Below are 12,716 nucleotides of genomic sequence, written 5' to 3'. Positions count from 1 at the left end.
ATTACCTACATGATTCCAGCCTGTTCAATACAGGCGAGGATTTGATTCCAGTAACGGCGTAGGCGGGCTTTGACAGCGATATGAGTAGAGCTGCCATTGATGCCAGCCTCAAAACTTTGGCGTCGGGCAAACAGCTCTTCCAGGTCTTTGCCAATCAGGGCTTTGTTGCCTTGGGGCAACGAAATCAGGGCATGGAACTGATGGGCATACTCTTTGTAGATTTTAAAGTGCTCAAATCCGGCCCCATCAATGGCGATGTCCCCGAAGTAAGGATTCAACCAGACAACCAAAGGAGATCGGGGGAAGTTAATGGCCATCCGGGCCAGACCTTGGAGCGTGTCTCCCATAGCCTGGCCACCGGTCACGATAGTATGGAGGAAAACCCGGTGCCCTTGATCTTCAAGCAGATCAATGAAGTCGTTATCGGACAGATAGGATGCCAGAGCGATGAATGACGATGCTCCATTGTCTACGATGACATGGGCGTTGTCGGGAGCCTGCGAAAGAGCTTCCAGAAGTTCATCAAACTTACGCGGCTCGATATTCCCATCCTTCATCACATCCAGTTTGGTCACATCGAACTCCGGGAAAGAAGCCAATGTCGCATTGACGGGGTCAGTATCGAACGCAATGACTTCTTTCTCGGCATGGCGCAGCGCCTGGTAAAGCATGACTGCAATCATGGATTTACCGACGCCACCCTTGCCTTGCAGGATCAAGTGGATAGTCGCCATTATTCTTCCTCCTTACTCACTTGCAGGAGATCGGCCACGTCTGGAACGGAGCTGTCCTGAAATGATTTGTTTTGTGGCACGATCATGCGGGGGCCGTCGGAAGTCGTGCGTGGGCTTTTTGCCGGTGCAGCCGGAGACGGGGGAAGCACCGCCCCCGGAGAGTGTTTTGACCGAGTGTCAGTCCTCTTCAGCTTCCCTGCTTGTTCATTCTTCCCGCCGGGGAAATATTTTCGGGCGTATCGACGGAACGTGTCATAGGTCATGCTGATCCGTTTTTCTTTCGTCAGCTGCGCATAAGCCGGTTTCAGCAGGTAGCCTCTGGCCAGCAGGCTTTCTACTTCGTCTTTGACCGCCAGGAACTCGACCCGCGCCATACCGGGGGTTAATCGCAATCTCTTGCTTTCCATCGTTCGCCTCAAAATGAAAATCCGTACCGCACAGAATGCAGAAACTCCAAGACGCCAGTATTGACCGCCGGTACATCCGCAGCCGAAGGGGCTTTTCCCTTCCGCCAGAGCAGAGTCCATAGACCCCAAGCGGGGCCGCGTTTTTGTTGACCATCGTCGAAACGAGACAGAAACGACTCAAATACGGGCCGCATTGCCTCCAGTTCAGGCTCGGTACGTTGCCAGCGCTTTTCCAACGCATCCGTCTGCTGCTTGATACGTCTGTCCCGCTCAGAATCCGGCGCAGCAGGTAGAGACGCTTGCCCCCCAGACTGAAGGTCATCCAGCCAACGCTGGCCGCGCAGCCAATTCACCAGTAGCGGGATAAACCGCCCATGTTCGCGCTGCCAGCTCAGGCTTTCTCGGAAACGGATCAGCGATTGAAACAGGACATCAAGGCCGGGCAATGAGCCACGCCGCCAAAGACGATGCCAGACGGCACGCGCAAGTTCCTTGGCTTCTTTGCGTGGATAGCGCTGACAGAACTGCTCGAATGAAGAATCGGCAAGAGAAAAATCCCCCCCATCGCCCCGGCAGGGGCGTGGACGTGGAAAGGTTAGAGCCAAGGAGGAGGAACCAGCCGCCTGCGTGGGGGGAGTGGGGGGTAATATGGAGTCTTTCTTAAAGTTCTTTCTGTAGGCAAACTTTGTCTGGCAAGAGGTAAAGTTTGCCTCTTGGGCCTTGCCGATGAAGGCAGCACCAGAAGCCTGAAGCATAGAAGGCTTGAGCATATAATATGTGGAAGTCCGGGCCGCGTTTCGGCGGATCGCAATGAGCTTGTGCGTGACAAGTTCCCGCAGCCAGTTTTTGACGCTGGAGACGCTGCAATGCAGGAGTTCAGCAAGCCGCGCGTGAGACGGCCAACAATGGTCTTTGTCAGCAGCAATGTCACACAGGATTGCGTAGATGGTTTTTGCGCCCGGAGACATATCCATAGTCAAAACAAAACGAGGTAAAATCGGGCCGCGAATGCAGCCGCGTGGTGCAAACGTATTTTCCATGTCTGATTACTCCAGACAGGCCTTGGAAAAAGCGTAAAATAGAGCTGCGGAGCTTGACGCCGCTAAGCCTTTCGGCTAGAGTTAATCCAACAAATTTGCGGATTACTCCCGCAGATAGCTCCTGTGCTGCCAACACAGGAGCTTTTTTCTTTTGGCCTACAGTTTTCTCAGGTTCGCTCCAGCGATTGAGTTTTTTGTTGTTCGAGCGGGCTGGCTCGTCAGACCGTGGGCACCTATCCCCCGGTGACGCTGGTCGTAAAAACGCCAGCGTTTCGCCTTTCTTTTTCTGATCCCCAGGAACCGTCTCCGGGGGAGTTCTCATTGCCGCCATTTCCGGCGGGAAATTTATGTAGCGTTTACAAGCAGGGCTTGCTCGACCACGGGCGGGCATTCCCTCTCCGTGGACTTTCGGGTAAGACAATCCCTATTCGTGCTCGTGCAAAGTGGGGGGTGCGGAAAAGACAAAAAGCCCCTTCCAGGCTGGATCACCAGCGCTGAAAAGGGCTTTTGAAAAGGAAGAAGGGCTGAAAAAAAGAAAAAAAGCGTAGAAACATGCTCAAAAAAGCACGTTACTACGCTTGATTTCTTGTTGGCGTCCCCAAGGGGATTTGAACCCCTGTCGACGGCGTGAAAGGCCGTTGTCCTGGGCCGGCTAGACGATAGGGACGCGCTATGAAGTTGTGATGGCTGGGCTGCAAGGACTCGAACCTTGATTAGCGGAGCCAGAATCCGCCGTCCTGCCAATTGAACGACAGCCCATCGCGAAAATGGAACCTACGCAAAACCGGCCCTCTTGTCAAACAAAAAAATGAAAAAAGTGGATATTTTTTTGATAAAAATAAAAAGATAAATTATTTTAGTATGTTGATATGTGCCTTTTGGGTGTAAAAAAAGGCCGTCCCGATGGGGACGGCCTTGGGGATGGCAGGTGATGCCGTTACGGCAGCCTTACTTCCAGTAGAGTTTGACCAGGTTGGTACCGCGCGGGGTAGCCGTGGAGCCCTTGAGCTGGCCGGCGGTGATGACGGCGCATTCGTTGGGCAGGAAGTCCGGGCAGTTGTGGATGAAGTTTTCGGCGCGGCTCAGGTGGCTGGGATCGCTGGCCGGATCGGCGACGAATACGGGATGCACGCCCCAGACGAAGTTCAGGGCCTTGATGGTCACCGGGTCGGGGGTCAGGGCGTAGATGTCCTGGGGAGGACGGCGGCAGGAGACCTGACGGGCCGACGCACCGCTGAGGCTGTGGGAGACGATGGCCTTGGCGTGGGCCTTCTCGGCCAGCAGGCAGGCGGAGTAGGCCAGGAACTCGGGGATGCCCTTGTCCGCGGCTGGTTCTTCCAGCTTGCGGTCATTGACCAGCAGCTTCTCCGCCTCGTCGGTGATCTTGCGCATGTACTGCACGGTCTCCACCGGGAAGTTGCCCATGGCGGTCTCTTCGGAGAGCATCACGCAGTCGGCGCCGTCCAGCACGGCATTGGCCACGTCCGTGGTCTCGGCGCGGGTGGGGGCGGGGCTGTTGACCATGGAGAGCAGCATCTGCGTGGCCACGATGACCGGCTTGGAGATGGCGTTGCAGGCGCGGATGATGCGCTTCTGCAGGGCGGGCAGCAGGGGCAGGGGGCATTCCACGCCCAGGTCGCCGCGCGCCACCATGATGACGTCGGTCTCCTTCAGGATCTCGTCCAGGTTGTCCACGGCGTTCTGGCGCTCCAGCTTGACCACCACGGGCACGCGGCGGCCCGAGGCGGCGATGAGCTGTTTGGCTTCGCGCACGTCGTCAGCCGTCTGTACATAAGAGATGGCTACGGCGTCCACGCCCAGGGCCAGACCGTCGCTCAGGTCCTTTTTGTCCTTTTCGGTCAGGGCGCGCACCTTGGTGGCCTTGCCGGGCAGGGCCAGGCCCTTGCGCGAGGTCACAATGCCGCTGTTGTTGGCTTCCAGCAGCACCAGGCCGTCGGGGCGGCTCTGCTGCACGGTGAATTGCAGACCGCCGTCGGCCAGCACCATGCGGTCGCCGGGCTCCAGGGTCTCCAGGATCTCGGGATGGTCGAAGGGCAGGAAGGGCATCTCATCGGTGCGCTGGTCGGAAAGGCCCAGCAGCAGCTGCATGCCCTTGGTGACCTGGATGGTCTTTTCCTGAACGACACCCAGACGGATCTTGGGGCCGGACAGGTCCTGCATGATGGTGATGGGCTTGTCCAGCTCCTTTTCCACTTCACGGATATCATTGATGATACGGACGAAATCCGCGGCCGAACCGTGGGAGAAGTTCAGGCGGAAGACGCTGACGCCCGCTTCGACGAGCTGACGCAGCTTTTCCTTGGAATTGGAAGCCGGGCCGATGGTGGCGACGATCTTGGTTCTCATATCTTTATTCCTTTCATACCCGTGCGGGGGCACGGATGTTCTCTCATAAAGCTGTATGTCCAGAAAAAACTATCCGGGCTTTCCTGCGGCTTGTCAAGCGGCAGGAAGCGTGCGGGCGGGCGGGGACGCCCCCACCCCGAGTCCGAGGCAGCCCATTGGAATAATTGACAAACAAAATCACATGATTGTCACCGTCCCGTCATGTTCGCTTGACAGCGGGGGAAAGGGTGGGGCATAAGTGGGAAAACGTGGTAAATAGTGGGCGACAGGTGGTGGATCGGTGGCAAATCTGTTTATCCAGAGCGCATATCGCAATCTTGACGCCAAGGGCCGTCTGCTGCTGCCGCCAGAGTACAGGGATGCCCTGCTGGCCGCCGGGGATGGTTCCTTCTGGCTGACCATAGGTCTGTACGGAGGCCTCAAGGCCTACATGCCTGCGGATTGGGAAGCCATCGTCGAAAAGCTGAACAGCGTCCCCCTCCCTTCCATGAAGCTTTCCCACGTCAAAACGAAGTTGCTCGGTCTTGCGCAGAGGATGGTCCCCGATGCGCAGGGCCGCATACGTATCCCGCAGCCCCTGATGCGTGCCGCCGGTCTGCAAAAGGACGTGGTACTGGTGGGCATGGCGGACAAGTTCGAGATCTGGGATCAGGCCCGCTTCGATGCCCTGCTGGTGGAAGACGTCAGCGATGAAGTGGCGGCCTGTCATCTTGATATAGCTCTTTAGAGGTAAGCATGACCATGCAGCAGCAGGGACAGGAACGAAATGCGGCTGATTTGCATATCCCTGTCCTGATGAAGGAAACCCTTGCGGCCCTGCAGCCCGTGCTGGATGCCGGAAGGGATCGCCCCGTGCGCATCCTGGACGGCACGCTCGGCATGGCCGGGCACAGCTCTGCCATGTTGCAGGCGGCCCCCCAGGCGGAACTCTGCGCCCTGGACCGGGACGAGGAAGCCCTGGAACTGGCCCGGCGCCGGCTGGAGCCTTTTGGTGGGCGCGTCCATACCTACCATTGCCGCTACAGCCAGTTCGAGGAGGCCCTCGACGACCTGGGCTGGGACAAGGTCGACGCCGTGCTGCTGGATATCGGTGTTTCCTCCCTGCAGCTGGACGAGGCGGAGCGCGGCTTCAGCTTTTACGGGGACGGGCCCCTGGACATGCGCATGGACCAGCATTCCGGCGCGCCTTCGGCCTGGCACTGGGTCAATCGCGAAAGTTTCGACCGCCTCAAGGAATGCATCGCCACCCTGGGCGAGGAGCCGCAGGCCGGGCGCATAGCCCGGGCCATCGTGGATGCCCGCCAGAAGAACCCCATCGATACCACCGCCCAGCTGGCGGCCCTGGTGGAGAAGGCCTATCCGCCCGCGTGGCGTGCCAAGGCCCGCCGCCATCCCGCCACGCGCACCTTCCAGGCCCTGCGCATGGCCGTCAACGACGAGCTGGGCGAGTTGCGCCGCTTCCTTGATGCCATCCTGGGCCGTCTGTCCTTGGGCGGCCGTCTGGCGGTCATTTCCTTCCATTCCCTAGAAGACCGCATGGTCAAGCAGACCATGCGCTACTGGGCCGAGGGCTGCCGTTGCCCCCGGCATGTGCCGGTGTGCGTGTGCCACCATGTGCCGGAAGTCGAGATCCTGTACAAGAAGCCCGTGCAGGCCGACGATGACGAGCTGGCCATCAATCCGCGTGCCAGCAGCGCCAAACTGCGGGCCGTGGAGAAAATAGCCGAGGCGGTTTCATGAAGAAGCTGTCGGTCGGGCTGCCGTTCCGCGGACAGGGCAAGGTCCAGACCAAAAGCTGGCTGCTCCTGCTGGCGCTGGGACTGCTGGCCTGCATGACCATGTGCCTGATCCTGGTCTGGAGCAATATCGAGCGCATCGATACCACCTACTTCATCAATATCGCCCAGAACAAGTTGCAGGAACGCAAGGCCCTGCGCGCCAAGCTGGAAGTGGAGCGGGAGCGCCTTCTTTCCCCGTACGAGCTGCGCCGCAAGGCGGAGGAGATCGGCATGAAGGAGCCGAAGCCGGGGCAGGTCCGGCGTATGGAAGCGCACTAGCCGGCAAGCATCATAAGCGGGGGACGCATGTTCAAATTCTCATCCGATACCGGAGACAAGAAACGTCGTCCGGGCCGTACCGCATCGCGTACCGTACGCAGCGGTGGGGCCCGGCGTGTTTCTGTTGCGCCCAAGAACAGGGGCCTGAGCTGGGTCGACAGGGTGGACTGGGGCAAGGCCCGCATCGCCGCTGTCGTGGCCATTTTCTGCGTCCTGTGGCTGGGCCTGTGGGGCCGTGCCTGGTATCTGCAGATGATCGAGGGCCCGCGCCTGGCCGACAAGGCCCGCCGCCAGCATATGGCCACGGAACTGGTCACCGGCAAGCGCGGCATGATCATGGACCGCAACGGGCAGGTGCTGGCCCGCAGCGTGGAGGCCCGTTCCGTCTATGCCCGGCCGCAGGAGATCCAGGATTTCCTGACCATGGCCAACACCCTGGGGCCCATCCTCGGCATCGAACCGCAAAAGCTCTATGACGAGCTTTCCAAGACCAAGCGCCGTTTCGTCTGGGTGCGCCGCAAAGTGGACGATTACACCGCCGAGGCCGTGCGCAAGGCGGGCCTGCCCGGCATCGGCCTTTCCAAGGAATACGACCGCGTCTATCCCTTCAAGCATCTGGCCGGGCAGCTGCTCGGCTTCGTGGGCGTGGACGACAAAGGCCTGGAAGGCCTGGAACGCTCGCTGGACGACCGTCTTGCGGGCACGCCCACCCGCATGGTGGTGCAGCGCGACGCCATGGGCCGCCGTTTTTACCTGCATGAAGAAGGCAAGGACGAGCTCCGCGGCGAGGACTTGATGCTGACGCTGGACGTGCAGCTGCAGTTCATCGCCGAAGAAGCCGTGGCCCGTGCCGCCCGGGACTTCGATGCCCGCTGGAGCGGGGCCCTGGTGGTGGATGTGCCCAGCGGCGACATCCTGGCCTGGGCGCAGTATCCCTTCTTCAATCCCAATACCTACCGGCAGTCCAGCCCCATGATCTACCGCAACCGGCTGGCCTCCGACGCCCTGGAACCCGGTTCCACCTTCAAGCCCTTCGTCATGGCCTCGGCCCTGCAGGAGCGCAAGCTCAACCGCAATACGGCCATCGACTGCGAGAACGGCAAGTGGGAGATCAAGAAGGTGACCATCCGCGACACCTCGCGGCAGGGCGTGTTGCCCGCGCACAAGGTGCTGCGCTATTCCTCCAACATCGGCATGGCCAAGATCGGTCTGGAGCTGGGCTCGCCCACGCTCTACAAGTACCTGCGCGCCCTCGGCTTCGGGGAGAGCACCTGCGTGCCCGTGGCCGACAGCCGGGGCATCCTGCGCCAGCCCCGCTCCTGGAGCGAGGCCGACCTCATGTCCGCCTCCTTCGGGCAGAGCGTGTCCGTCACGGCCCTGCAGATGGCGCAGGGCTACTTGACCCTGCTCAACAATGGTGTCTACAAGCCGCTGCGCCTGCTGCGCGAGCAGGTCAATGTGGAACAGCGTTACGAGCGCATCTTTTCGGAGCGCGTCTGCCGTGAGGTCATGGGCATGATGCGCGACGTGGTGGAAGAAAAGGACGGTACCGGCAAGCGGGCCCGCATCGAAGGGGTGGAAGTGGCCGGCAAGACCGGCACCGCCCAGAAGGCCGACCACAAGGCGGGTTCCTACGGCGCCAAGCGTCTGGCCTCCTTCGTGGGCTTTTTGCCCGCCGACAATCCCCGCTATCTGATCGTGGTGCTGGTGGACGAACCCACCAAGAACCAGTACGGGGGCGTGGTGGCCGCGCCCGTGTTCCGCGAGATCGCCTCGCGCGCCATCACCTACAGCGGCGCCATCGTGCCTGATGCCACCAGTCAGGCGGAAAAGGACGACAAGCCGGACAAGGACAAGGGCCGTCAGCGCGGCCTCAAGCTTTCGCGTCTGGATGTGCCCTTCCTGGCCAAGGAAGACGTCCAGACCAGACGTCCGCCGTCCATGCAGCAGCCCGGCCATCTGGCCAAGGCCTCCAGCCGGGTCCCCGACGTCAAGGGCAAGACGGTGCGCAACGCCGTGGAACTTTTTGCCCGCGCCGGGATCGTGCCGGAGCTCAAGGGGACCGGCACGCGCGTGGTCAGGCAGAGCCCGCCGCCGGGCACGGCCTGGCCCAAGGAAGGAGAAAACGTCACTTACATTCTGTGGCTCTCGGAGAGGTAACCGTGAATCGCGAATTCGAACAATTGCTCGACAAGGTGCGCCGTGAGGGAGGGGAGATCCGCTCCGACTCGCGTGAGGTCGGCAAGGGGGACATCTTTGTGGCTGTCCCCGGGGTCAATGCTGACGGCGCCCGTTTCATCCCGCCGGCCGTGGAGGCCGGTGCGTCCACCATCGTCTGCCTGCCCGGAGGGGCCGAAGCCGAGGCCGCCCGTGCCGCGGGCTGCACGGTGGTCCATCATGACGATCCCCGCGAGGCCCTGTGGCGTCTGGCCGAGGCCCGCTGGCATACCGGCAGCCTACCGCTGCGCGTACTGGGCGTCACCGGCACCAACGGCAAGACCACCAGCGCCTATTTGCTGGAGCATCTGTTCACGGCCACCGGACACAAGGTGGGCGTGCTGGGCACGGTGAGCTACCGCTGGCCCGGTCATTGCGAGGCCGCGCCCCTGACCACGCCCGATCCCCTGCGCGTGCACGCCATGCTGGCGGCCATGGCGCAGGCCGGGGTGGACATCGCCGTCATGGAGGTCTCTTCCCACGCCCTGGAACAGCAGCGCGTCTGCGGGGTGCCCTTTGCCGGGGCCTCCTTCAGCAACCTGACCCAGGACCATCTGGATTTCCACCAGGACATGGAAAGCTATTTCCGGGCCAAGTCCCGTCTGTTCCTGGAACTGCCCCGCGCCGACAAGGTCATGGCCATCAACGGCGATGATCCCTGGGGCCGCCGCCTGCTGGAGCTGTGCCCGCGGGCCCTGTCCTTCGGCCTGCAGAAGGCGCTCCCGCAGCAGCGTCATCTGTGGGGCGAGCTGTTGTCCGCCGGTACGGACGGCTGCCATCTGCGCATGCATCTGGACGGCCAGCAGTGGGAACTGCGCTCGCCGCTGGTGGGGGCCTTCAATGCCTCCAACCTGCTCTCCGTGCAGGCCCTGGCCCTGGAGCTGGGCCTGATGCCGGACGACCTGCGCCATCTGGAAGACTTCCACGGTGTGTGCGGCCGTCTGGAACGGGTTCCCAATGCCCGCAAGCTGCACGTCTTCGTGGACTATGCCCACACGCCGGACGCGCTGGTCAACGTCCTGAAGGCCCTGCGCGGCGCCGGTTTCAAGCGCATCGTCACGGTCTTCGGCTGCGGCGGCAACCGTGACCGCACCAAGCGCCCCATCATGGGCGAAGCCGTGGCCCGCTATTCCGACGTGGCCGTGCTGACCTCGGACAATCCCCGTTTCGAGGACCCGGAAGCCATCCTCAAGGATGTGCTGCCCGGCCTGCGCGAAGCCAGGGAAGTCGTCGTGGAAGTGGACCGCCGCAAGGCAACGGCCAAGGCCGTGGAAATGCTCGGTCCCGATGATGCCCTGCTGATCGCCGGCAAGGGCCATGAGGATTATCAGATCATTCAGGGCACCAAACATCACTACAGTGATCAGGAAGTGGTGCGGGAGCTGTTGGGGTGCGCCTAGATCTTGCTGAAATCGTTCGTTGTCTGGGCTGTGCCCGGGATGTGAAGGTGACCGACGGCAGCGTGACGGTCACCTCGGTCGTCACGGACAGCCGCGAGGCCGTGGCCGGCAGCCTGTTCGTCTGCATCGCCGGCGAGCGCGTGGACGGCCATGATTATGCCGCCCGTGCCGTGGAGCAGGGCGCTGTGGCCGTGCTGGCTTCCCGCCCGCTGGAAGGCCTGTCCGTGCCTGTCCTGCTGGTCCAGGATACGGTGCGCGCCCTGGGCGCCGTGGCCGCCCTCTGGCGCGGCAAGTCCTCTGCCCGGGTGGTGGGCATCACCGGCTCCGCGGGCAAGACCACGGTCAAGGAACTGCTGGCCCATGTGCTGTCGCGGCGCGGCAAGACCGCCTGCAATGCCCTCAACCTCAACAATCAGGTGGGCATGCCCCTGTGCATGCTCAAGACCGACGGGGACGAGGACTTCTGGGTCTTCGAGGCCGGTATCAGCCACGAGGGCGACATGGACGAGCTGGGCGCCATCCTCCAGCCCGATCTGGCCCTGATCCTCAACGTGGGCGCCGCCCATACCGAGGGGCTGGGCGAACGCGGCGTGGCCTGGCACAAGTCCCGTCTTCTGGCCCATCTGGCCCCCGAAGGCCAGGCCCTCGTGAGCGCCGACTATGACGACCTCGTCCGCGAGGCGCGGGCCGTGTTCGGCGACGTGCTCTTCTTCACGGCCAGCGGGCGTCCGCTCTCCTATCGTGCGGCCTATGCCGGGTGTAGCGATGGGGTGCACGGGCAGTACCGCCTGTGGCTGGACGGTCGTCCCTGTGACGTTATCGCGCCTTTCCGCGGCGATTACGGTACCGAGAACTGCATCGCCGTGGCGGCCGCCGCCCACATGCTGGGCCTGACCGCCGAGGAGATCGCCGCCGGTTTCGCCGACGCGCAGCTGCCGCCGCAGCGCTTTGCCCGCAGCCGTCGCGGCAACTGGGACATCGTGGACGATACCTACAATGCCAACCCGCTTTCCATGGCCCGCATGCTTGACGCCGCGGCGGAAAGCGCCCAGAAACGGCCTTTCGTGGTGGTGCTGGGCGAGATGCGCGAACTGGGCAGCGTGGCGGATAGGGAGCATGAACGCCTGGGCAGGCATCTGGCCCAGCTGCGTCCTGTGCTGGTCTTCTGGCGCGGCGGCCATGCCGATGCCGTGCGGGACGGCCTGGAGCACGGGCTGTACACGGGCAAGTTCCTGCCCGTGGATTCCGGCGAGGCCTTCGTGCAGGCCCTGCGTGAACATCTTCCCGCCGAGACGGGAGAGCAGGGGGGCCTCATGCTCTTCAAGGGATCGCGCGGCAACCATCTGGAAGAATTGCTTGAAGCTCTGGAGCAGAGCGACTGGCTGCCCGGCAGCCGTACGGAGAGTCTGTAGATGCTGTATAACCTGCTGGTACCGTGGGCGTCCGAATGGACGGCGCTCAATGTTTTCCGGTACATCACCTTCCGTTCCATGGCCGCGCTCATCACGGCCCTGGTGCTCTCCATCCTGCTGGGTCCCCGGTTCATCGCCTGGCTGCGCCGCCTCAAATGCGGCCAGCACATCCTGCATGAAGTGACGGCCCATGCCTGCAAGGAAGGCACGCCCACCATGGGCGGCCTGCTGATGCTCTTCAGCCTCACGGTCAGCCTGCTGCTGTGGGCGGATCTGGGCAATTTCTACATCTGGCAGACCCTGCTGGTGTTCTGGGGCTTTGCGGCCGTGGGATTCTGGGACGACATGACCAAGCTGCGCCATGCCGAGAACCGCGGCATCAGCGGCCGGGCCAAGCTGGCGGGCCAGCTGGCGGTGGCCGTGGTGGCCATGCTCTTCCTGGTCACGGATCCCGGCTATTCCAGCCAGCTGAGCATCCCCTTCGTCAAGGACTGGGCTCCTGACCTTGGTCCCCTGTATCTGCCGTTCGGGGTTTTCGTCATGGTGGCCTCGTCCAATGCCGTCAACCTGACCGACGGTCTGGACGGTCTGGCCATCGGGCCCTGTATCGTGGCCGGTATCGTTTTCGCCATCTTCATCTATGTGACGGGCCATGCCCGCTTCGCCAATTATCTGCTGCTGCCCTATACGCCGGGCGTCGGTGAGGTCACGGTGTTCTGTGCGGCTCTGGTAGGCGCGGGGCTGGGCTTTTTGTGGTTCAACGCCTATCCGGCCCAGGTCTTCATGGGCGACGTGGGCTCGCTGGCCCTGGGCGGCGTGCTCGGCTATCTGGCCCTGCTCTGCAAGCAGGAACTCATCCTGGCCGTGGTGGGCGGTCTGTTCGTGGCCGAGACCCTGTCGGTCATCATGCAGGTGAGCTACTTCCGCTGGACAGGCGGCAAACGCCTGTTCCGCATGGCGCCCCTGCATCATCACTTTGAACTGAAGGGCATCCCGGAATCGAAGATCATCATCCGGTTCTGGATCACGTCCGCACTGCTGGGGCTGGTGGCCCTGTCGGTACTGAAACTGCGCTGATGGCG

11 protein-coding genes, 2 tRNA genes and 1 other RNA gene are annotated in these 12,716 nt (G+C 62.2%); 7 read left to right on the top strand and 7 right to left on the bottom strand.

The genetic code is table 11. The features are described from left to right. Nucleotides 1–5 precede the first annotated feature (5 nt). The 7 genes from HF854_RS05880 to pyk all read right to left on the bottom strand — a co-directional run bounded on the left by HF854_RS05880 (nucleotide 6) and on the right by pyk (nucleotide 4,548). Complete coding sequence (locus HF854_RS05880; RefSeq protein WP_168935458.1) at nucleotides 6–734, bottom strand: nucleotide-binding protein; 729 nt, start codon at nucleotides 732–734, stop codon at nucleotides 6–8. Next, nucleotides 734–1,141, bottom strand: coding sequence for a TraK family protein (locus HF854_RS05875; protein ID WP_168935457.1), 408 nt, complete (start codon nucleotides 1,139–1,141; stop codon nucleotides 734–736). The genes HF854_RS05880 and HF854_RS05875 overlap by 1 nt, the downstream gene beginning before the upstream one ends. A gap of 8 nt (nucleotides 1,142–1,149) precedes the next feature. Beyond that, nucleotides 1,150–2,181, bottom strand: coding sequence for a helix-turn-helix domain-containing protein (locus HF854_RS05870; protein WP_168935456.1), 1,032 nt, complete (start codon nucleotides 2,179–2,181; stop codon nucleotides 1,150–1,152). 204 nt (nucleotides 2,182–2,385) lie between these two features. Next, nucleotides 2,386–2,459: hammerhead ribozyme type II (locus tag HF854_RS05865), an RNA gene on the bottom strand. 312 nt (nucleotides 2,460–2,771) lie between these two features. Next, nucleotides 2,772–2,848 (bottom strand) — tRNA-Glu (locus HF854_RS05860). A gap of 17 nt (nucleotides 2,849–2,865) precedes the next feature. Further along, nucleotides 2,866–2,940 (bottom strand) — tRNA-Gln (locus tag HF854_RS05855). A 189-nt stretch (nucleotides 2,941–3,129) separates the two neighbouring features. After that, nucleotides 3,130–4,548 (bottom strand): pyruvate kinase, encoded by a 1,419-nt coding sequence (gene pyk, locus HF854_RS05850; protein WP_168935455.1) that lies wholly within the window; start codon nucleotides 4,546–4,548, stop codon nucleotides 3,130–3,132. A gap of 280 nt (nucleotides 4,549–4,828) precedes the next feature. On the opposite strand from pyk, the gene HF854_RS05845 reads away from it, so the two are divergent. The 7 genes from HF854_RS05845 to mraY are packed head-to-tail and all read left to right on the top strand — an operon-like array spanning nucleotide 4,829 to nucleotide 12,711. Beyond that, a complete protein-coding gene (locus tag HF854_RS05845) occupies nucleotides 4,829–5,275 on the top strand; it encodes a division/cell wall cluster transcriptional repressor MraZ (RefSeq protein ID WP_168935454.1) in 447 nt (148 codons plus the stop codon). An 8-nt stretch (nucleotides 5,276–5,283) separates the two neighbouring features. After that, nucleotides 5,284–6,288, top strand: coding sequence for a 16S rRNA (cytosine(1402)-N(4))-methyltransferase RsmH (rsmH, locus tag HF854_RS05840; protein ID WP_168935453.1), 1,005 nt, complete (start codon nucleotides 5,284–5,286; stop codon nucleotides 6,286–6,288). Then, nucleotides 6,285–6,605, top strand: coding sequence for a hypothetical protein (locus HF854_RS05835; RefSeq protein ID WP_168935452.1), 321 nt, complete (start codon nucleotides 6,285–6,287; stop codon nucleotides 6,603–6,605). The genes rsmH and HF854_RS05835 overlap by 4 nt, the downstream gene beginning before the upstream one ends. Before the next feature lie 27 nt (nucleotides 6,606–6,632). Continuing rightward, nucleotides 6,633–8,765, top strand: coding sequence for a penicillin-binding transpeptidase domain-containing protein (locus tag HF854_RS05830; protein WP_168935451.1), 2,133 nt, complete (start codon nucleotides 6,633–6,635; stop codon nucleotides 8,763–8,765). Between the two features lie 2 nt (nucleotides 8,766–8,767). Then, a complete protein-coding gene (locus HF854_RS05825) occupies nucleotides 8,768–10,222 on the top strand; it encodes a UDP-N-acetylmuramoyl-L-alanyl-D-glutamate--2,6-diaminopimelate ligase (RefSeq protein ID WP_168935450.1) in 1,455 nt (484 codons plus the stop codon). Continuing rightward, nucleotides 10,213–11,634: a UDP-N-acetylmuramoyl-tripeptide--D-alanyl-D-alanine ligase gene (locus tag HF854_RS05820; RefSeq protein ID WP_168935449.1), complete on the top strand. Its 1,422-nt coding sequence runs from the start codon at nucleotides 10,213–10,215 to the stop codon at nucleotides 11,632–11,634. Before HF854_RS05825 ends, HF854_RS05820 begins: the two co-directional genes overlap by 10 nt. Further along, nucleotides 11,635–12,711 carry a phospho-N-acetylmuramoyl-pentapeptide-transferase gene (gene mraY, locus HF854_RS05815; protein WP_168935448.1) on the top strand — a complete coding sequence of 359 codons (1,077 nt, stop codon included), beginning with the start codon at nucleotides 11,635–11,637 and terminating at the stop codon, nucleotides 12,709–12,711. It abuts the gene before it with no gap. The last annotated feature ends 5 nt before the right edge of the window (nucleotides 12,712–12,716 follow it).

It is taken from the genome of Desulfovibrio piger (assembly GCF_012843875.1).
Lineage (GTDB): Bacteria > Desulfobacterota > Desulfovibrionia > Desulfovibrionales > Desulfovibrionaceae > Desulfovibrio.
Note: the sequence above shows the minus strand (reverse complement) of the source record. Positions and strands in the feature narration are given on the sequence as shown.